Here is a 21,429-nt window from a genome sequence, read left to right as displayed (position 1 = left end):
TTTTACCAAAGGAAGCGGATGTTTTCAATAGAATTGTTGTGTAATTGAACATTTCGTATGTTTTTGGTTAAATTGTCCATTCTATTATTGACAACCAAATGAAGGGAAGGCTTACAGATGGAGGACTTAAATCAATCGTTTCAGGTGAGAACAGACTTAGCGGTAGAAGCGCGGGATATGTACACAGAATCAGAACCAGCAGTGAAAAAAAGAAAAGCGAAATAAAAGGGGTAACTTTTAAAGAACGGAATGAAGACAATATACAGATATCCTATGTGGATATTGATGAAGAGGGCGCCAAGCTATTGGGCAAAAAAACGGGTTCCTATGTAACCATTTATGCAGACGGCGTCAAAAAACAGGATACGGCAAGACAGGAGGCTGCTGCTAAGGTGCTGGCAAAAGAACTGGAGGACCTGATATCCAGAAATGACATACCCGCCAATGGAACTTGCCTGATTGTTGGTCTCGGTAACTGGAATGTAACACCGGATGCCCTGGGACCAATGACTGTGGAAAAGGTGCTGGTAACAAGCCATTTATTTAAACTGCAGCAGGAGACTGTTGCGGACGGATACCGAGATGTGGCTGCTGTTACACCGGGAGTGATGGGAGTGACGGGAATTGAAACGAGCGACATTATCTTTGGCATTGCTGAAAAGTACAAGCCAGATTTCGTCATCGCAATCGATGCACTTGCTTCAAGAAGCATCGAGCGGGTGAATGAGACGATCCAGTTGTCGGACTCTGGTATCCATCCTGGATCTGGAGTAGGCAACAAGCGTAAAGAAATCAGCAAGGAAACGCTTGGTGTCCCCGTACTGGCCATTGGAGTCCCAACCGTCGTTGATGCCGTCACAATTGCCAGTGATACGATTGATTACCTGCTGAAGCACTTCGGACGCGAATGGAATGAAAAAGACAAACCGTCCAAATCGCTGGCACCAGCCGGGATGTCTTTTGGATCAAAGAAGCTTACCGAGGAAGATCTTCCTGATGAGGAAAAAAGGAAAACGTTTATGGGGATTGTCGGGAGCTTGTCGGAAGATGAAAAGAGGAAGCTTATTACTGAGGTATTAACACCGATTGGCCATAATTTAATGGTAACCCCTAAAGAGGTTGATGGGTTCATGATAGATATGGCCAGTCTGATTGCTAATGGATTGAATGCGGCATTGCATGAAAACGTGAATGTGGATAACTTTGCATCCTATTCGAGGTAAGTATAGCAGGCTCTATTAATTGGTCTATTTTTTTAAAAAACATGGTTCTAGTTTTTGTGCATGGCTCATAGATTTTAACAAGAGCACAGAGCAGAAAGGTGGGATCATGTATTTTTATGAGTAAAAATCACCTGAAAAACAATGCACAGATTTTATCGAGGCGCAGTGGCATCTATTTGTTCAGTGTCGCCATCCTGTTTGTTTTTATCGGAATGCTGACAACAGTTCAACCCGCCTACCGCTTTTCTTCTACCTTAATCACGGAATGGACAAGGGATATAGATGGATTTGTGTTCTACAATCTGCTAGGCATGGAAAACAGGTCCTTTAAGCAGGCCTTTCCGGAAGATCGCAAACTGCCAGAACTATCGAATGTCATCTTCCAGATTGCAACAAATCTAAAGCCAAATGACCCGAGAAGTCTGCTGGGAAATGAATTGCCTGGCTTTTCCATATACGACAGTGACATTCTGATAGCCGGGGAAGGTACAGACTATACTAACCTTCCGATAGAATCATTTCCACCGCTCGAAGAAGTGCTTAGAGACAGGGAAGCGATCATGGAGGAAGAAACGGAGCAGCCAATCGGGGAACCGAAAGAAGAGGTCAAGCAAACCACAGGAAAACGGAATGTTGTTTTTATTTATAACACGCATAATCGGGAATCATTCCTGCCGTATTTACCAGATACAACAGATCCTGACTTAGCACATCACTCAGAAATGAATATCACAAAAGTCAGCGATAGACTTGCAGAAGCTTTAAAGAATAAAGGGATCGGCACACAGATCGATCACACAGACATAGGCAATGTTCTGGATGAGGAGGGATTGGAGTATTGGCAATCCTATGATGCATCTAGAGAGGTGGTAGAAGCGGCAATTTCCACTAATAAAGAGATTCAATACGTATTTGACCTGCACCGGGATGCCCAGCTAAGGAAAGAAACGACAAAAGAAATAAATGGTGAATCCTATGCCAGGATTATGTTCGTTGTCGGGATGGAACATGCCGGCCATGAGAAAAACCTGCAAATTGCTACAGAACTGAATGCCTTGATAGAAGAGAACTATCCTGGACTCAGCAGAGGGGTTGTCCCCAAACAAGGGGCAGGTACGAACGGCGTTTTTAATCAGGACCTATCAGAAAATGCGATACTTGTGGAATTCGGTGGTGTCGAAAATACGATGGAAGAGCTGTATCGTTCAGCGGATGCGCTTGCAGAAGTGTTCAGTGACTATTATTGGGATGCAGAAGAGGTCCAAGGAAATCCTTAAGGAGGTAAAAACATGCGGTTGATTGTCATTCTGCTGTTAATGGCAGTATTTTTCTTGTCGGGTATCGTATATGGAACGAATCAGGAAACGAATCAGACAGTTGAAGACAGTGAAGCTTCAATAACAGAGGCAGAGCCGGAAGAATCATTAGAGCTTGATGAGGAAACGATTGCGAAATCAGCTGTTCAGCCGGAGCTGGACGGGGATTCGTCGGTGATACTTACGCAAAAGACAGCTTCTGCATTGGAGGCGGGGGTGAAAGGATTCTTTGAGATAATCATGCAGGTGATGTATCAGACAGCACAGATTTTCTTCTGATTAGTCGATGGATAAACGGTACTGTTATCTATGATTTAAGGCATCCAATATATTTATTGATTGAATAAACCTAGTTCAATTGCTATAATCAATGCTAGCTATGGACGCCTTAAATTTTGATACTTTCATCTGGATAACAGCTGAAAGTCTTGTAGGAGTGAGCATCAGGAATGGTGAATAAACAACGTAAAGTACGTAATTTTTCGATTATCGCACATATTGATCACGGAAAATCAACCTTGGCAGATCGAATTTTGGAAAATACGAAGACAGTAACAAAAAGAGAAATGAAAGATCAGCTGCTCGATGGAATGGATCTTGAGCGTGAACGCGGCATTACGATAAAGTTAAATGCTGTTCAGCTTGCTTATACAAGTAAAAGTGGCGAAGAATTTATATTTCATTTAATAGACACACCGGGACATGTCGATTTTACATACGAGGTTTCACGAAGTCTTGCTGCGTGCGAGGGAGCGATTTTAGTAGTGGATGCTGCCCAGGGGATTGAAGCCCAGACACTGGCAAATGTCTACCTTGCGATGGAAAATGAACTTGAAATAATTCCGGTTATCAATAAGATAGATCTTCCAAGTGCAGACCCTGAGCGCGTGAAAAAGGAATTGGAGGATGTGCTTGGAATTGACGGCAGTGAAGCCATACTTGCTTCTGCTAAGGCAGATATCGGCATAGATGAAATTCTGGAACGGATTACAGAAGTTGTGCCAGAACCTGCGGGCGATGCAGAAGCACCCCTGAAGGCACTTATATTCGATTCTTTATATGATTCTTATCGCGGTGTCATCGCCTATGTCTGTATTAAAGAAGGTTCGGTCAAAGTCGGCGACAAGGTTAGAATGATGGCAACCGGAAAAGAATTTGAGGTAAATGATGTTGGCGTATTTACTCCAAAACCTATCTCAAAGGGTGAACTAACAGTGGGTGATGTCGGCTATCTGACTGCATCTATTAAAAACGTTGGTGACACACGTGTCGGTGATACGGTAACACATGCCGGGAGACCGGCAACGGAAGCACTGCCCGGCTACAGAAAATTAAATCCAATGGTATTCTGCGGACTATATCCAGTGGACTCCAATGATTATAATGATCTGCGGGAAGCATTGGAGAGACTTGAATTGAATGACTCGTCCCTGCAATATGAACCGGAGACATCACAGGCACTTGGATTCGGTTTCCGTTGTGGTTTCCTTGGTTTGCTGCATATGGAGATCATTCAGGAACGAATTGAACGCGAATTTAATATCAATCTTATCACTACTGCTCCAAGTGTTATTTTTGAAGTGGAACAGACAAATGGTGAAGTGATTGACATTGATAACCCGTCTAAAATGCCAGATCCGCAATCCGTTCAGGAAATCCGTGAGCCGTATGTAGAGGCAACCATTATGGTGCCGAATGAATATGTCGGTGCTGTAATGGAAATTGCGCAGAAGAAGCGCGGAAATTTTGTGGATATGCAATATTTGGATGATATTCGGGTAAATGTAATCTACCATATACCACTTTCTGAAATTGTCTATGACTTCTTCGATCAGCTGAAATCACAGACGAAGGGCTATGCTTCCTTCGATTATGAGCTCATCGGGTATCAGCCGTCCAAACTCGTTAAGATGGATATTCTGCTGAACGGCGATTCTATCGATGCATTATCGTTCATTGTCCATCAGGATTTTTCATTCAATCGCGGCAAACAGATTGTAGATAAATTAAAAGAGCTTATTCCGAGACAGCAATTTGAGGTTCCGGTACAGGCAGCAGTCGGCAACAAGATTGTAGCCAGGTCTACGATCAAAGCTGTTCGGAAAGATGTAACAGCGAAACTGTACGGGGGAGACATTACACGTAAGCGCAAATTACTTGAAAAGCAAAAAGAAGGTAAAAAGCGGATGAAAATGGTCGGTTCTGTAGAAGTGCCTCAAGAGGCATTCATGGCCGTCCTGGAAATGAATGACGATTAATATCTTTGATAAAGGAAGAACTTGAATGCATCTACTTTGCGGGATAGTTTTTCCTTTTTTAATTTACATAGGAGTTGACCACAAATGAATGAAGTCCAATCTGTATATATTCACATCCCTTTCTGCCGGCAAATCTGCCATTACTGTGATTTCGTTAAGTTTTTCTACAATGAACAATTGGCGACAGAGTATATTGAAGCATTGAAAAAGGAAATAAACGTTTCGCTGCCGGGAGGGCAGCATAAAATGAAAACAATCTATATTGGCGGTGGTACGCCGACAGCGTTAAATAAAACACAGCTTGAGACGTTGTTAAGTTTCTTGAATGAGAAATTTGATATTGCAGGATGTGAAGAATTTTCAATTGAAGTTAATCCTGGCGATATTGATGGTCAAAAGGCACAATTGCTTAGACAGTATGGCATTAATAGAATATCATTTGGTGTACAGGTTATGGATGATGCCATGCTCGAACAGCTGGGGAGAGTCCATCGTGTGAGGGATGTGTACCATACAGTGGATTTGCTGAAGAAGCATGATTTCAGGAATGTGAGTCTAGATCTGATATATGCCTTGCCGCATCAGACGGTGGAACAGTTCAGCCATTCTCTGCAAGAGGCATTGTCGTTTGGCCTTCCTCATTATTCAACCTATGCACTTCAGATTGAGCCAAAGACGGTATTCTATCAAAAGCATAAAAAAGGACAGCTTCACAGACCTCCAGAGGACGATGAAGTAATGATGTATGAGATTCTAAAGCACACCATGAAAACAAACGGAATCAATCAATACGAAATCAGTAATTTTGCAGCTCCCGGATATGAAAGTAAACATAATTTGACTTATTGGAGCAATAACTATTACTACGGTTTTGGTGCGGGGGCACATGGATACCTTCCAGGCCGCCGGATTACCAACATCCGGCCGCTCCCTGCCTATGTGAAACAGGCCATGAAGGATGGCAAACCGGTTCTGCAGATCGATAAAATTACGTTAAAAGAAAGGATAGAAGAGGAGATGTTCCTTGGACTTCGGAAAATGAGCGGAATTGACAAAGAAAGCTTTGCGAAGAGGTTTGCCTTCAGACCAGAAGAACTATACAGACGTGAGTTTGACCAGCTGACCAAAACGGGACTGATAAGCGAGAGTGAATCGGCAATCCAGCTTACTGACAAGGGAATGCTGCTGGGAAACAGGGTTTTTGAAAAATTCCTTCTCGACAATGATTTTGAACGGTTGCTTAAAAACGGAGCCATCTGAGACATTCTGTTTGACAAAAAAATGGGATTTGATAATTTTATTATAGTATTAGCACTCGATGAGATAGAGTGCTAACAGGAGTGATCATCATGTTAACAGAAAGGCAACTTATCTTATTGCAAGTCATTATTGATGATTTCATCGATTCTGCCCGTCCCATCGGCTCCAGGGCACTTTCCAAAAAGGAGAGTCTCCCGTATAGTGCGGCCACGATAAGGAATGATATGGCAGACCTTGAAGAACTCGGTTTTTTGGAAAAAACCCATACTTCATCCGGAAGGGTACCATCGGAAAAAGGATATCGTTACTATGTCGATCACCTGATTGGGCCAAGTACAAAACAAAATGAAGTAAGTATTATCAAGGATATCATCCAGGACGGTTTTTTTGAACTTGAACAGATTGTACAGATGTCTGCAGAGGTTCTATCCGAGCTGACAAATTATACGTCGATTATCCTTGGGCCTGAAATGTTTGAAACTACATTGAAGCAGATTCAGATTCTTCCGCTGTCCGCACATACCGCGGTGGCGATTCTTGTAACCAATACGGGACATGTCGAACATCGTTCATTCACAATACCGGAAAAGATTAATTCCTCTGATCTGGAGAAAATGGTCAATATATTGAATGATCGGCTTAAAGGTGTGCCGATCATCAGATTGCAGGAAGTTCTGGATACTGAAGTCGCCCAGCTGATGAAAATGTATATGAATGACTCGAATAGATCTTTCGATTATTTGAAAGCAATCTTTGTGAGTGACCATCCTGTGAAACTTTATATCGGTGGGAAATCCAATATTCTGATGCAGCCTGAATTTAACGACGTTGATAAAATCCGTTCCTTTTTCTCCATGATGGAAAAAGAGGATGAAATAGCGAGTATGCTTAAAAACAGTAAAAACGGAATTGAAGTCTCGATTGGAAATGAAAATGAAGTTGAGGCGATAAAAGATCTCAGTCTCATCACTGCCTCCTACCATCTGGGCGGGAACCATATGGGAACCATTGCGCTGCTGGGGCCAACCAGGATGGAATACAGGAAGGTCATTTCGCTGATAAGAGGGTTGTCGAGTGAGATGACGGATGCTTTGTATATGTGGAATAGATTCAATGACTAGCCTGACAGGGCAGTTTGAATGGAAAGTCTATCATGCATTGTATTTTGTTTAGAATGCTTTTCGTGATATAGTCTTACATGGAATTTTTATAATGGAGGTGGCACTGGTGGAAGAAAACAACAAAAATAATGCAAATGAAGAAAAAACGGTTGAGAATGAGGAAGAGATTGAAGTAATTGATTCTGCTGAAAACGATCCTGCCGAAAAAGAAACGAAGGCTCAGGAGAATACATCTGGTTTTGAAAAAGAGATGGAAACATTAAAAGCTGAAAAAGAAGAGGTCTATAACAGATTGCTTCGCCTTCAGGCAGAATTTGATAATTTCAAGAAAAGGTCACAAAAAGAAAAAGAGGCCGACAGAAAATATAAATCGCAGGAGTTGATTAATGAACTGCTCCCGGCTATTGATAATTTTGAGAGGGCGTTACAAGTCGAAACAACAGAGGAAAACGCCAGCCTTGTAGAAGGAATTACAATGGTATACCGACAGCTTCAGGATGCATTGAAGTCCCAGGGGGTTGAAGTGATCGAAACAGAAGGGAAGACATTTGATCCCACACTGCATCATGCTGTTATGCAGGTTGAGGATGAGAGCATTGATCCCAATTCTGTTGTAGAGGAACTTCAGAAAGGCTATATGTTAAAAGATAAGGTTATTCGCCCAGCAATGGTAAAAGTAAATAAATAATGGGAATAGAAGCACAAGGAGGAAACAAATAATGAGTAAAATTATTGGAATTGACTTAGGAACTACAAATTCATGTGTCGCAGTAATGGAAGGCGGGGAAGCAGTCGTAATCCCTAATCCGGAAGGCAATCGGACAACTCCGTCTGTTGTGGCCTTTAAAAATGGCGAAAGACAGGTTGGTGAAGTTGCAAAGCGTCAGGCTATTACAAACCAAAATACCATTCAATCCATTAAACGTCATATGGGTACAGACTACAAAGTGAAAATTGACGATAAAGAATTTACGCCACAAGAAATATCAGCAATTATTCTGCAGTATATCAAATCCTATGCAGAAGATTACATTGGTGAAAAAGTTGAAAAGGCAGTAATTACAGTTCCTGCATATTTTAATGATGCGGAGCGTCAAGCAACAAAAGACGCTGGTAAAATTGCAGGACTTGAAGTAGAGCGTATTATTAATGAGCCTACTGCAGCAGCACTTGCATACGGCATTGATAAAGACGATCAGGATCAGACCATTCTTGTTTATGACCTTGGCGGCGGTACATTTGACGTATCTATCCTGGATATCGGTGATGGCACATTTGAAGTTGTTGCTACAGCTGGAGATAACCGTCTGGGCGGAGATGACTTTGATGAAGTTATCATCAACCATATGGTACAGGAATTCAAGAAAGAAAATGGTATCGACTTAGCCAAGGACAAAATGGCTATGCAACGTCTGAAAGATGCTGCTGAAAAAGCGAAGAAAGACCTTTCTGGAGTTTCTCAGACACAGATTTCTCTGCCGTTTATCACTGCTGGAGAAGCTGGCCCATTGCACTTGGAAATGAATATGACCCGTGCGAAATTTGATGAATTATCATCTGATCTTGTAGAACGTACAATGGTTCCAACCCGTAAAGCACTATCAGATGCCGGATTATCGAAAAATGATATCCACAAAGTCATCCTGGTTGGTGGTTCAACTCGTATTCCTGCTGTTCAGGAAGCGATTAAAAAGGAACTTGGCCAAGAACCATCTAAAGGTGTAAACCCGGATGAAGTTGTAGCATTAGGGGCAGCAATCCAAGGCGGTGTCCTGCAAGGTGATGTGAAGGATGTTGTTTTACTTGATGTAACACCACTTTCACTTGGTATCGAAACAATGGGATCTGTATTTACTAAATTAATTGAACGCAATACGACTATACCTACCAGTCATTCGCAGGTATTCTCTACTGCAGCAGATAATCAAACAGCTGTTGATATCCATGTCCTTCAAGGGGAACGTGAGATGGCCGCAGACAATAAAACACTTGGACGCTTCCAATTGACAGATATTCCACCAGCACCAAGAGGAGTACCTCAAATCGAAGTAAGCTTTGATATTGATGCAAATGGTATCGTTAATGTACGTGCTAAAGATATGGGCACAAACAAAGAACAGTCCATTACCATCAAATCCTCTTCAGGTCTTTCTGATGAAGAAGTTGAAAAAATGGTTCAGGAAGCAGAAGAGAATGCTGAGGCGGACAAAAAACGCCGTGAAGAAGTAGAATTGCGCAACGAAGCAGATCAGTTGATCTTCACAACAGATAAGACAATCAAGGATTTAGGCGACAAAGTAAGTGAAGAAGATAAGCAAAAAGCGGAAGCTGCTAAAGAAGAATTGAAAACAGCCTTGGAATCCAACGATATGGACCAAGTAAAAGAGAAGAAAGAAACATTGCAGGAGCATGTTCAGCAGCTGTCTGTAAAATTATATGAACAAATGCAGCAGGATGCAGCAGCACAGCAAGAAGGTCAGCAGGAAGATGGCGGAAGTGATGACGTTGTCGATGCGGATTATTCTGAAGTGGATGACGACAAAGATAACAAGTAATTTAGATCTGTTATATGTGTAACCCAAAAGTCAAAGTCAGGATTCTCTTGACTTTGACTTTTTTAAAGCAAATAATCATCATTTGCTATAAGTGAATAATTGATGATATGATAAAACCTATGCTATAGTGTGTCGGGAGAGTGATGAAGGTTGAGTAAAAGAGACTATTACGATGTCCTTGGTGTTGACAAAGGTGCATCTAAAGAAGAAATAAAAAGAGCATATCGAAAACTCGCCAAGAAGTATCATCCGGATCAAAATAAAGAAGCGGATGCTGCAGATAAATTCAAGGAAGCTAAAGAAGCATATGAAACATTGAGTGACCAGCAAAAGCGTGCCCAGTATGATCAATTTGGTCATGCAGGTCCACAGGGTCAGGGCTTTGGCGGTTTTGGCGGCGGAGCACAGGACTTCGGTGGATTTGGAGACATTTTTGATATGTTCTTCGGCGGCGGGGGACGCACGAGAGATCCAAACGCACCACAGCAGGGAGCAGACTTGCAATATACAATGGTGCTTAATTTTGAAGAAGCAATTTTTGGTAAAGAAACAGATATTAAGATTCCTAAAGAGGAAACCTGCGATACTTGCAGTGGTTCTGGAGCTAAACCGGGAACAAGTGCGGAAACGTGTTCCCATTGCACCGGAACAGGCCAGTTGAATCAGGAACAGAACACACCATTTGGTCGTGTGGTGAACCGCAGAGTCTGCCATTATTGTAACGGAACAGGTAAGATCATCCCCGAAAAATGTAATACATGCGGTGGAACAGGTACGGTTAAAAAGAACAAGAATATCCATATCAATATTCCTGCAGGCATTGATGAAGGTCAGCAGATCCGCGTTTCCGGAAAAGGTGAACCGGGTAAAAATGGCGGACCTGCCGGTGATTTGTTTGTGCTTATCAAAATCAGGCCACATGATTTCTTTGAACGAGAAGAGGATCACATCTTCTGTGAGCTGCCACTAACATTCACCCAGGCTGCGCTTGGGGACGAACTAGAAGTGCCTACAGTTCATGGGAAGGTTAAATTGAAGATTCCAGCAGGCACCCAGTCTGGCAAAACCTTCCGCTTGAAAGGCAAAGGTGTTCCAAATGTTCGTGGCCGCGGGCAAGGTGATCAGCATATTCGTGTCAAGGTAATGACGCCTACCCAATTGACCGAAAAGCAGAAAGAATTATTGCGTGAGTTTAATGAAATTGGCGGCAATGATTCTACTGATGAACAAGACGGAAATATCTTCCAAAAGTTTAAGAAGGCTTTTAAAGGAGAATAAATTAAAAGATGCTGCTTTGCAGCATCTATACATATTATGTTACCAATGAAATGGGTGAAGAATGATGAAATGGTCAGAAATTAGTATCCATACGACAAACGAAGCAATCGAACCAATTTCCAATATCCTGCATGAAACCGGTGCAAGCGGGCTGGTTATCGAGGACCCTTTGGATCTGGTGAAAGTAAGAGAAAACGTTTTTGGAGAGATTTATGATCTGGATTCAAGTGAGTATCCGGAAGAAGGTGTTCGGATAAAGGCATACCTGCCAATGAATAGTTTTCTTGGTGAAACGATTGAGGAGATTAAACAAGCAATCAATAATTTATTGATATATGACATCGACCTCGGGAGAAACCAAGTATCATTGAGTGAAGTTAATGAAGAGGAATGGGCAACAGCCTGGAAAAAGTTTTATAAGCCGGTGAAAATCTCAAAAAAAATAACGATTACACCTACATGGGAGGATTATACTCCAGTTTCCAGTGATGAATTGATCATTGAACTTGATCCAGGCATGGCTTTTGGAACAGGTACACATCCGACTACAGTGCTTAGCATCCAGGCACTTGAGGAATACTTGAACACGAACGATACGGTGATTGATGTTGGCTGTGGTTCAGGGGTTCTCAGCATTGCTGCAGGAAAGCTTGGCGCCAAGGAAGTCTTCGCCTATGACCTTGATGAGGTTGCAGTAGCCAGTACTAGATTGAATGCAAAGGTTAACAAAATGGACCAGCGGATTACTGTGAAGCAGAACAATCTGCTTGATAATATTGACATGGAGGCAAAAGTCATTGTATCCAATATATTGGCTGAAATCATCGTTCGGTTCATTGATGATGCCTGGAATAATCTTGTTGAAGGCGGCTTGTTTATTACATCCGGCATCATACAAAATAAGAAACAGCATGTTAAGGATGAACTGGAAAAACAAGGTTTTGAGATCCTCGCTGTAAATGAAATGGAAGATTGGATTTCAATGGTTGCCAGAAAAAATTAATTGAATGCAATTCAACAATGAAGTGGGTGCACAAATTGCAGAGATATTTTATTCCTTCTAGTGATTTTGAGGGTGATCAAGTATTCATAAAAGGTGATGATGTCCATCACATTATTCGTGTCATGAGGAATAAGGTCGGAGATCATATCATTTGCAATAATGATCATGCACAAGCGGCCCTTTGCCGGATCATTGAAATGAAGGACGACGCGGTATATGCAATCGTTGAAAAATGGCTTGATGAATCGGTGGAGCTGCCGGTAGCTGTAACTATCGCGCAGGGAATACCCAAAGGCGATAAGTTTGAACTGATCCTGCAAAAAGGAACGGAGCTTGGAGCAGACTCCTTTATCCCTTTCCAGGCTGAACGGTCTGTTGCCGTCTGGGATCCTAAAAAGTTAGAGAAAAAAATGAAACGATTTAATAAAATCGTTAAGGAAGCAAGTGAACAAAGTCATCGAAACAAAGTGCCGGCGATAGACAATGCCATGTCCATTCAAGCTCTGATAGAGGAAAGCAAAAACTTTAATGTAAAGTTATTTGCCTATGAAGAAGAGGCGAAGGTTTCTGATTATAAGTCATTTGGCACGATCATCATTAACGCCCTTTTGCCGAATCAGAGTCTCTTGGTGTGCATCGGTCCTGAGGGCGGATTCTCACTGAAGGAAGCAGAGTTGCTGAAGGAGGAAGGATTCCACCCGGTCAGGCTTGGTCCGCGAATACTGCGGACAGAAACAGCTGCACTATATGTCTTGGCAAGTATTTCCTATCATTTTGAAGAATTGAGGTGTGATGAATGCCAACAGTAGCATTTCATACATTAGGATGTAAGGTTAATCATTATGAAACAGAAGGAATCTGGCGAATGTTCCTTGAAAAGGGGTATGAGCGCGTAGACTTCGATCATGATTCAGATGTCTATGTCATCAATACATGTACCGTGACAAATTCAGGTGATAAAAAAAGCAGACAGGTGATCAGACGTGCAATCCGGAAAAATCCAGATGCCGTCATTTGTGTGACAGGCTGCTATGCACAAACGTCTCCTGGTGAAATAATGGAGATTCCGGGTGTGGATGTCGTTGTCGGTACCCAAGATCGTAAAAACATATTCAGTTATATTGATGAGCATAAAAAGACCAAGGAACCTATCAACGGTGTTTCCAACATTATGAAGAACCGTGTATTTGAGGAAATGGATGTTCCAGTTTTCACAGACCGCACACGCGCATCCTTGAAAATACAGGAAGGCTGCAATAACTTCTGTACTTTCTGCATCATTCCATGGTCCCGCGGCTTACTCCGTTCCCGAGACCCTGAAAGTGTCATCAACCAGGCTGACAAGCTGGTAAAAGCGGGCTACAAAGAGCTTGTGCTGACTGGCATACACACTGCGGGGTATGGAGAAGATCTGAAGGATTACAATTTTGCAATGCTGCTTCAGGAACTTGAAAAAGTGGAAGGGCTGGAACGAATCCGTATTTCATCTATCGAAGCAAGTCAAATCACCGATGAAGTTATTGATGTGCTTGACAAGTCCAAAAAGATAGTCAGACATTTGCATATACCGTTACAGGCTGGATCGGATGCAGTATTAGCTAGAATGAGAAGGAAATATTCTACCGGTTTTTATAAAGAAAAGGTGAAAAAAATCAAACAGGCCTTGCCTGGCCTTGCCATAACATCTGATGTAATCGTTGGTTTCCCTGGTGAAACGGAAGAAGAGTTTATGGAGACCTACAATTTCATAAAGGAAATCGGGTACTCTGAATTGCATGTCTTCCCGTTTTCCAGAAGAACCGGAACACCTGCATCGAGAATGGATAATCAAGTAGAGGATGAAGTAAAGGAAGAACGGGTACATCGTCTGATTTCTTTATCCGATCAGCTGGCAAAAGAATATGCATCGAATTATGAAAATGAAGTACTCGAGGTAATCCCGGAGGAACGTATTCTGGACGAAGGACATCCTGAATTGCTCGTCGGCTATACGGATAACTACATGAAAGTGCAGTTTGAAGGTACCCCGGATATGATTGGGAAAATTGTCCGCGTCAAAATTACGAAATCAGGTTATCCATATAATCATGGGACATTTGTCAGAATCATGGACAATGCTACACATGCTGCTGAAAAAGTTCATTAATAAGAAAGCTTTTGTAAAGAAAGGAAGTTTACTATGAATCAAAATCTGGCTAAGTATATCGATCATACACAATTAAAGCCTGATACAACAAAAGAGCAAATTAAAAAAATTGTCGATGAAGCATTGGAATATGAATTTGCCTCAGTTTGTGTAAACCCGCACTGGGTTTCGTACTGTTTTGACCATCTCAAGAATTCAAAAGTCAAAGTCTGTACAGTCATTGGTTTTCCTTTGGGAGCCACTTCAAAAGAATCAAAAGTTTTTGAGACAAAGCAAGCTATCCGTGACGGAGCTTCGGAAGTAGACATGGTAATCAATGTAGGGGAATTGAAATCAGGGAATGATGAATTCGTTAAAGCTGATATTCAGGCAGTGGTTGATGCCGCTTCCGACAATGCCCTAACAAAAGTTATTATAGAAACGTCGCTGCTTACAGAAGATGAGAAGGTAAGGGCGTGTAAGCTAGCTAAAGAAGCCGGAGCAGACTTTGTAAAGACTTCAACAGGATTTTCCGGTGGTGGTGCGACCGTTGAAGATATCAAACTAATGCGCGAGACTGTTGGACCCGACATGGGTGTAAAAGCATCTGGCGGTGTACGTGATCTCGAAGCAACACAAGCGATGATAGCTGCTGGAGCAACTCGTATTGGGGCTAGTGCAGGTGTGGATATCGTTAATGGCAATCAAGGTAATTCTGATTATTAAACAGTGTATGGCCAAATGCTTACATTTGGTATAAAAAATCGTTGACCTGAAAGTAGTATTATATTATACTTTAAAAAGGCATGAGAAGGTAATATATGCCTGTATAAAATGGTTTTGTGCTTCGGAGGGAGGGAAATTAGCATGTCAAATACAACTCGCGTTCGTAAAAACGAGTCTCTTGAGGATGCTCTTCGTCGCTTTAAACGCAGTGTATCAAAAAGTGGTACACTACAGGAATATCGCAAGCGTGAACACTACGAAAAACCTAGTGTAAAACGTAAGAAGAAATCTGAAGCTGCTAGAAAGCGTAAATTCTAAAGAGGGTGCAAGCGTATGACGTTACTTGATCGTCTGAATCAAGATATGAAGCAAGCGATGAAGAACAAAGATAAAGAAACCCTGAGCGTTATTCGCATGGTGAAGGCTTCTATACAGAATGAATCGATTAAACTCGGTAAAGATGAACTATCCGAGGATGAAGATTTAACAATCCTATCCAGAGAAGTTAAGCAAAGAAAAGATTCCCTCCAGGAATTTAAATCTGCTGGACGTGAAGACTTGGCTGAGAAACTTGAAAATGAACTGGTTATTTTAGAAAAATACTTACCGGAACAACTTTCAGATGAAGAGCTAATGTTAATCATTCAGTCTACGATTCAGGAAGTTAATGCTGCATCAATGAAAGATATGGGTAAAGTGATGGGTGCTGTAATGCCGAAAGTAAAAGGCAAAGCAGATGGCTCTCAAATAAAAAAAGCAGTACAACAGCAATTGCAATAAGTTAGATGAAGGACTTCTGTTACAATAACAGAGGTCCTTTATTATGTATTCGGGACACCTTAAGAAGAATACGCGGCGTCCATAGTTTCTCTAGGTGCAGGATTATGGTAGTATCAAGTTATGCAAAACTCCTGCAAGTCTATTGAAACCTTTTACATAACAGTTTCGTATAAGTATGTGAGAGGCATAGGGAGGTGAAATATGTTGTCGGGGAAACGGATTCCATTTTACATACTGATGATTGCAGCTATTATCCTTTCATTATTTACGTTTACCGGTAAAAGTGCTCCTGTAGAAGCTGCTGACCAAGGCGGCGGTAAAACGGTTTATGTCATCCCGATAGAAAGGGAAGTCGAACGGGGACTAGAAGCATTTTTGTCACGAGCAACAGCTGAAGCTGCTGAAGCAGGGGCAGACCATATTATCTTTGAAATTGATACTCCTGGCGGCAGGGTGGATTCTGCCGGGCAGATCGGATCATTGATACAGAGTCTGGAGATTCCTACAACAGCGTTTATCGTGAACGAAGCACTTTCTGCAGGTTCCTATATTGCCTTATTTTCTGATACTATTTACTTTAAACCGCATGCAACGATGGGAGCCAGTGGTGTTATCAATTCAGATGGAACTGCTGCTGATGCCAAGGCACAATCAGCATGGCTCGAGCAGATGCGAAGTGCAGCAGAGTCAACAGGCAGGGATCCATTGTATGCCGCCGCCATGGCAGATAGCTCCGTTGATCTGCCGGAATTTGATGCACCTGAAGGGAAATTTCTGACATTGGGCCCGGAAGATGCGGTTGAGGTTGGATATTCAGAAGGTATCATAAAGGATCGGGTCGAGCTTTTATATAAAATGGGACTTTCGGAAGCGACAATCATTGAAACCGAACCAAGCTTTGCTGAGGAAGTGGCCAGATTCTTGACAAATCCAATTGTTATACCGATATTGCTGTCAGTAGCGAGCCTCGGACTGGTTGTAGAGCTTTATTCTCCAGGCTTTGGAGTACCTGGGATAATGGGGATTATTGCATTACTGCTCTTCTTTTACGGCCATATTGTAGCAGGTCTTGCAGGTATGGAAGCTGTCGTTTTGCTAATCCTTGGTATTATACTCATTGCTGCAGAATTTTTTGTTCCAGGCGGAATCATCGGACTGCTTGGAGTAGGTGCGATAATCGGATCCCTTTTTATGTCAGGATATGATCTTGGTCATATGTCGATGAGTATAGGGATTGCGTTTCTCGTTACTGTTGTTGCGGCAGTCATTCTCTTTAGGAGAATCGGGATGGATAAAGGAGTGTTCCGTCACATTATTCTGAAGGACAGTACAACGACAGAACAGGGATATGTCTCTTCTGTCAATCGTCTGGAACTGATTGGGCTTGAAGGCATGTCTGTCACATCTCTGAGACCTTCCGGCATTGGAGTGTTTGATGGAGAACGAATTGATGTCGTATCAGAAGGCGGTTTTATCGAAAAGGAAAAGTCGATCAAAGTTGTTAAGGTAGAAGGAGTACGCGTTGTAGTTAAAGAATTATAATATAGATTCAAACAATAGGAGGAATTTAAATGGATTTAGGCCAATTAATGCCGTTGATTATTATTGCGGTAATTTTAATCGCTTTAGCAGTATTATTTACATTTGTTCCAGTGGCGCTTTGGATTAGTGCCTTAGCAGCTGGCGTTAGAGTAAGTATCTTTACATTAATCGGGATGCGTCTCCGCCGGGTTGTACCGAGCAGGGTTATAAACCCGTTGATTAAGGCCCATAAAGCTGGACTGAATGTAAAGACAAATCAGCTGGAGAGTCATTACCTGGCTGGAGGTAATGTAGATCGCGTCGTAAATGCGTTAATCGCGGCCCATCGTGCCAACATAGATCTCCCATTTGAAAGGGGAGCAGCTATCGACTTGGCAGGACGTGACGTGCTCGAAGCGGTACAAATGAGTGTTAATCCTAAAGTTATCGAAACACCATTTATTGCAGGTATTGCAATGGATGGTATTGAAATTAAGGCAATGGCCCGTATAACTGTACGTGCCAACATTGACCGTCTTGTCGGTGGTGCTGGTGAAGAAACGATTATTGCACGTGTTGGGGAAGGTATCGTAAGTACAATCGGTAGCTCTGAGACACATGCTAGAGTTTTGGAAAACCCGGATACGATTTCACAGACCGTTTTAAGTAAAGGACTGGACTCTGGTACGGCATTTGAAATCCTATCGATAGATATTGCTGACGTTGACATCGGCAAAAACATCGGTGCTATCCTGCAAACAGATCAAGCAGAGGCAGATAAGAACATTGCACAGGCTAAAGCGGAAGAACGACGCGCTATGGCTGTTGCACAAGAACAGGAAATGGTTGCCCGCGTCCAAGAGATGCGTGCGAAAGTTGTGGAAGCGGAAGCTGATGTGCCGCTTGCTCTTGCTGAAGCATTAAGATCCGGTAAAATGGGTGTTATGGATTATATGAATTATCAAAATATCGGTGCCGATACGGATATGCGCGATACCATTGGTAAACTGACTAAAGATAACAAGGATGATGATCAAAAATAATCTTCCTCATTTGTTAAAGGAGGGATCTGATGGACTGGATTTTTGATAATATGTTTATCATTGCAATTATAGTTTCGGGGCTTATCGGCTTCTTCAAAAATAACAACAATGATGAACAGCAAAAAAAGAATGAAAAGAAACGGCCCGTTCCCCGAAATCCGAAACCGCAAGCTCCGTTCGAAAGCAGTGAAAAGCGTGCGGCCGAACGAAGTGTCAACCGGGAAAGGCAAACGCCAGCTGTTACGAGATTTGAACAGCGGCAAAAAAGATCAAATCGAGCGGCTATCGCAGAAATTTGGCGCTATTTCGGATACTAGAATAGACGATCCTAACAAACAGATGTCTAATGAAAGTAATCTGAAAGAACCAACAAGGGAATCTGTCATTCATAAGGAAAAAATGAAAAGGCAGGTAGTTGATAATATTAGTGCCAAAGGGTTAGTCAACGGTGTTATGATGTCCGAGATTTTGGGTGCACCCAGAGCAAAGAAACCATATAGAAGTATTTTGCAAGATCGTATAAGATAAAGTAATATTGCCATTCATATGAAGTGCTATTGCACTTCGTATGAATGGCTTTTTTGTGTATTCGCAAGGGCTATGCCTAAAAGAAAATGAAATAAGTTCTTATCTTCCTTCCGCTTTCATAAATATTTATGTGAGGGGGGATCATCATTGGCTAAATGGCAACAGCGTCTTCGTTCCTTATTAACTGAACAATTCTCTCTTCCAGCTGATGTTATTCTGGAAATGCCCAGGATAACGATCATTGGACATATACATTTTTACATTGAGAACCATCAAGGCTTGGCGGCTTATTCCGATACGGAACTGAAGCTGAAAGTCAATAAAGGATATGTACAGATAAAAGGGTCATCATTTGTTTTAAAAATGATGCTACCAAAAGAGATCCTGCTTGAAGGTACGATATCTGAGGTGAAATTCTTAATGAACTAAGAGTGACTTTAAGGAGGTTGCTATGAAGCATATCGACGGTTCGAAGGTAACAGGCTTTGTAACGATATCTGTTAAAGGCACTGCACCTGAATTGTTTTTTCAAAAATGCGCCAGTGAAGGAATAAAGGTGTGGAATGTCAGAAAAATAGATGAAGAATCTTGTGAGGGGAACATCAGACTATCCGATATAAGGCAAATGAAACAAATAAGAAGAAAAACAATTTATAAGGTTTCATTCTTGCGTAAAAATGGCTACCCATTTGCATATAGAAGGTTCATGAAAAAGAAACCACTGGTGTTTGGCCTTCTTGCTGGTTTCCTCCTATTTCTTTTTTTATCCAACATCATTTGGGAAGTGAAAATTACAGGTGTGCCGAAAGATATCGAGGCAAAAATAGACAAGCAGTTAAACAGTTACGGCGTTTATCCGGGCGCCTGGCTATTTGCTCAGGCCCCGCCTACCGAACTGCAGCAGAAACTGATCAATGATGTTCCTGAGCTTTTATGGGCAGGTGTGGATCAAAAAGGGACAACCTTCTATATTGAAGGGGTAGAAAAGATTGTTGTACAGGAACCAGATCCAGAGATACCAGGAAACCTGGTCGCTTCTAAAAAAGGTGTCATCACCCACATGTATGTAACTAAAGGACAACCGCTGGTCAGCATAAATGATTATGTGGAGCCAGGAGAAATGCTTGTAAAAGGTATTGTGGAGCAAGAAGGCAGTGAGGATTCCGAGGATGGAGAAGAAACAGCAAAACAAACAATAGTGGCGGAAGCTGAGATAAAAGCAAACACATGGTATGAAATCACTGTTACAGTTCCTCTGGAATATCGCGATGAGCAGCTGACCGGAAACAGGGAGAAGAAGTATTTTCTGAAGGCGGCAGGATTCCAGCTGCCAATATGGGGATTTGGCGAACCGCCATATAAGGAAATACATCGGGATAGCACAGAAGATAAAATCCAGTTTCTGAAGTGGGAGCTTCCGATTTCTGTTGTTGAAACCACGATAAGCGAAAAGGAATTCAATAGCATGGAAAGGACAAAAGAAGAGGCGGTTGAGACGGGGATCAATCAGGCAGTGAAACAACTTCAGAATGAATTGGGAACAGATGCAAAAATATTGTCAGAAAAAGTTTTGCATGAAACTATGGAGCATGGTAAAGTTAAATTAAACCTATATATCTCTGTAGAAGAAAATATAGTAAAGCACGAACCAATAGACCAAGGAGATTGATTATGTCAGGTAGCCTAACTGAAATCGATTTGCAATTAACGGGTACGAATGAAGCACTTTCATTATTTGGAATAAATGATAAGAATTTAAAACAGCTGGAAAACCAGCTCGATGTTTCCATTGTTACAAGGGGAGAAGTTGTGAGTGTATCGGGATCTGCTGAAGCAGTTGCCCTGGTTCAGGAAATCCTGCTTACTCTACTGAATGTAATCAGAAAAGGCCAGTCCATTTCTGAAAGAGATGTTGTATATGCCGTAGATTTAGCGAAAAACGGGAAGATCAACCAGCTGGAAACGCTGTTTGAAGATGAGATATCTAAAAACGTAAAAGGGAAATCCATAAGGGTTAAGACTCTTGGGCAAAAAAGCTATATCAGTGCAATCAAATCGAATGATCTTGTATTTGGCATTGGACCTGCTGGAACTGGGAAAACATATCTTGCCGTTGTTATGGCCGTCAATGCCCTAAAAAGCGGTATGGTCAAACGCATCATTCTGACCCGTCCTGCCGTAGAAGCAGGAGAGAGCCTTGGTTTCCTTCCGGGAGATTTAAAAGAGAAGGTAGATCCGTACCTACGTCCGCTGTATGATGCACTGCATGATGTACTTGGTGTGGAGCACACTTTGCGTCTAATCGAACGGGAAACAATCGAGATTGCACCACTTGCATATATGCGGGGAAGAACGCTGGATGATGCATTTGTCATTTTGGATGAGGCTCAGAATACAACACCGGCACAAATGAAAATGTTCCTTACAAGGTTAGGCTTTGGGTCAAAGATGGTGATTACCGGTGATATTACACAGATTGACCTTCCAAAAGGTGTAAAATCCGGTCTGCATGTTTCACAGCAGCTGTTAAGCTCGGTGGAAGGTATATCCTTCATACATTTGAATCAAACAGATGTAGTCAGACATCCTTTAGTTCAGCGCATAATTACAGCATATGAAATTAATAATTAGTTTTTTAGAGAAGTAAGACCCTGGATACGGGTCTTATTTCTGTATAAACCGTTTCTTACAA

21 protein-coding genes and 1 pseudogene are annotated in these 21,429 nt (G+C 42.0%); all 22 read left to right on the top strand.

The window, feature by feature from the left end:
• Positions 1 to 117: 117 nt before the first annotated feature.
• The 22 genes and pseudogenes from gpr (at position 118) to OMHG_RS11180 (ending at position 21,368) form a co-directional block, all read left to right on the top strand.
• A pseudogene (gene gpr, locus OMHG_RS11280) lies at positions 118 to 1,223 on the top strand (GPR endopeptidase).
• 116 nt (positions 1,224 to 1,339) lie between these two features.
• Entirely contained in the window at positions 1,340 to 2,500 is a 1,161-nt protein-coding gene (spoIIP, locus tag OMHG_RS11275; RefSeq protein ID WP_010650950.1) for a stage II sporulation protein P, read from the top strand.
• 12 nt (positions 2,501 to 2,512) lie between these two features.
• Positions 2,513 to 2,818: a hypothetical protein gene (locus OMHG_RS11270; protein ID WP_010650949.1), complete on the top strand. Its 306-nt coding sequence runs from the start codon at positions 2,513 to 2,515 to the stop codon at positions 2,816 to 2,818.
• A 170-nt stretch (positions 2,819 to 2,988) separates the two neighbouring features.
• Entirely contained in the window at positions 2,989 to 4,797 is a 1,809-nt protein-coding gene (gene lepA / locus OMHG_RS11265) for a translation elongation factor 4 (protein WP_010650948.1), read from the top strand.
• An 84-nt stretch (positions 4,798 to 4,881) separates the two neighbouring features.
• Positions 4,882 to 6,057, top strand: a complete 1,176-nt coding sequence (gene hemW / locus OMHG_RS11260) for a radical SAM family heme chaperone HemW (protein WP_010650947.1) — start codon at positions 4,882 to 4,884, stop codon at positions 6,055 to 6,057.
• A gap of 89 nt (positions 6,058 to 6,146) precedes the next feature.
• Complete coding sequence (gene hrcA / locus OMHG_RS11255; RefSeq protein WP_010650946.1) at positions 6,147 to 7,178, top strand: heat-inducible transcriptional repressor HrcA; 1,032 nt, start codon at positions 6,147 to 6,149, stop codon at positions 7,176 to 7,178.
• Between the two features lie 106 nt (positions 7,179 to 7,284).
• Positions 7,285 to 7,866 (top strand): nucleotide exchange factor GrpE, encoded by a 582-nt coding sequence (grpE, locus tag OMHG_RS11250; protein WP_010650945.1) that lies wholly within the window; start codon positions 7,285 to 7,287, stop codon positions 7,864 to 7,866.
• Positions 7,867 to 7,897: 31 nt separating this feature from the next.
• Positions 7,898 to 9,733 carry a molecular chaperone DnaK gene (gene dnaK, locus OMHG_RS11245; protein WP_010650943.1) on the top strand — a complete coding sequence of 612 codons (1,836 nt, stop codon included), beginning with the start codon at positions 7,898 to 7,900 and terminating at the stop codon, positions 9,731 to 9,733.
• Between the two features lie 150 nt (positions 9,734 to 9,883).
• Positions 9,884 to 11,011, top strand: a complete 1,128-nt coding sequence (gene dnaJ, locus OMHG_RS11240; RefSeq protein WP_010650942.1) for a molecular chaperone DnaJ — start codon at positions 9,884 to 9,886, stop codon at positions 11,009 to 11,011.
• A 64-nt stretch (positions 11,012 to 11,075) separates the two neighbouring features.
• Complete coding sequence (gene prmA, locus OMHG_RS11235) at positions 11,076 to 12,014, top strand: 50S ribosomal protein L11 methyltransferase (RefSeq protein ID WP_010650941.1); 939 nt, start codon at positions 11,076 to 11,078, stop codon at positions 12,012 to 12,014.
• Positions 12,015 to 12,049: 35 nt separating this feature from the next.
• Positions 12,050 to 12,823, top strand: coding sequence for a 16S rRNA (uracil(1498)-N(3))-methyltransferase (locus OMHG_RS11230; RefSeq protein WP_044476925.1), 774 nt, complete (start codon positions 12,050 to 12,052; stop codon positions 12,821 to 12,823).
• Positions 12,811 to 14,160 carry a tRNA (N(6)-L-threonylcarbamoyladenosine(37)-C(2))-methylthiotransferase MtaB gene (gene mtaB / locus OMHG_RS11225; RefSeq protein WP_010650939.1) on the top strand — a complete coding sequence of 450 codons (1,350 nt, stop codon included), beginning with the start codon at positions 12,811 to 12,813 and terminating at the stop codon, positions 14,158 to 14,160. Before OMHG_RS11230 ends, mtaB begins: the two co-directional genes overlap by 13 nt.
• A 33-nt stretch (positions 14,161 to 14,193) precedes the next feature.
• On the top strand, positions 14,194 to 14,865 hold the full coding sequence (deoC, locus tag OMHG_RS11220) for a deoxyribose-phosphate aldolase (protein WP_010650938.1): 672 nt from the start codon (positions 14,194 to 14,196) through the stop codon (positions 14,863 to 14,865).
• A 141-nt stretch (positions 14,866 to 15,006) separates the two neighbouring features.
• The gene (gene rpsU / locus OMHG_RS11215; RefSeq protein WP_010650937.1) at positions 15,007 to 15,183 is read left to right on the top strand and encodes a 30S ribosomal protein S21; all 177 of its coding nucleotides are present in this window, start codon (positions 15,007 to 15,009) and stop codon (positions 15,181 to 15,183) included.
• A 15-nt stretch (positions 15,184 to 15,198) separates the two neighbouring features.
• Positions 15,199 to 15,645 carry a GatB/YqeY domain-containing protein gene (locus tag OMHG_RS11210; RefSeq protein ID WP_010650936.1) on the top strand — a complete coding sequence of 149 codons (447 nt, stop codon included), beginning with the start codon at positions 15,199 to 15,201 and terminating at the stop codon, positions 15,643 to 15,645.
• Positions 15,646 to 15,846: 201 nt separating this feature from the next.
• A complete protein-coding gene (locus tag OMHG_RS11205; protein WP_010650935.1) occupies positions 15,847 to 17,187 on the top strand; it encodes an NfeD family protein in 1,341 nt (446 codons plus the stop codon).
• A gap of 29 nt (positions 17,188 to 17,216) precedes the next feature.
• Positions 17,217 to 18,209, top strand: coding sequence for a flotillin-like protein FloA (gene floA / locus OMHG_RS11200; protein ID WP_010650934.1), 993 nt, complete (start codon positions 17,217 to 17,219; stop codon positions 18,207 to 18,209).
• A gap of 29 nt (positions 18,210 to 18,238) precedes the next feature.
• Positions 18,239 to 18,526 (top strand): hypothetical protein, encoded by a 288-nt coding sequence (locus OMHG_RS11195; RefSeq protein WP_010650933.1) that lies wholly within the window; start codon positions 18,239 to 18,241, stop codon positions 18,524 to 18,526.
• A 22-nt stretch (positions 18,527 to 18,548) separates the two neighbouring features.
• Entirely contained in the window at positions 18,549 to 18,737 is a 189-nt protein-coding gene (locus OMHG_RS18345; RefSeq protein WP_010650932.1) for a hypothetical protein, read from the top strand.
• A 147-nt stretch (positions 18,738 to 18,884) separates the two neighbouring features.
• Entirely contained in the window at positions 18,885 to 19,166 is a 282-nt protein-coding gene (gene yqfC, locus OMHG_RS11190; RefSeq protein ID WP_010650931.1) for a sporulation protein YqfC, read from the top strand.
• 22 nt (positions 19,167 to 19,188) lie between these two features.
• Positions 19,189 to 20,406, top strand: a complete 1,218-nt coding sequence (yqfD, locus tag OMHG_RS11185) for a sporulation protein YqfD (RefSeq protein WP_010650929.1) — start codon at positions 19,189 to 19,191, stop codon at positions 20,404 to 20,406.
• A gap of 2 nt (positions 20,407 to 20,408) precedes the next feature.
• Complete coding sequence (locus OMHG_RS11180) at positions 20,409 to 21,368, top strand: PhoH family protein (RefSeq protein ID WP_010650927.1); 960 nt, start codon at positions 20,409 to 20,411, stop codon at positions 21,366 to 21,368.
• Positions 21,369 to 21,429: the final 61 nt, after the last annotated feature.

The organism is Oceanobacillus massiliensis str. N'diop (genome assembly GCF_000285495.1).
GTDB lineage: Bacteria > Bacillota > Bacilli > Bacillales > Amphibacillaceae > Oceanobacillus > Oceanobacillus massiliensis.
The sequence above is the reverse complement of the archived record's forward strand: the minus strand, read 5'-3'. Positions and strand labels throughout refer to the sequence as shown.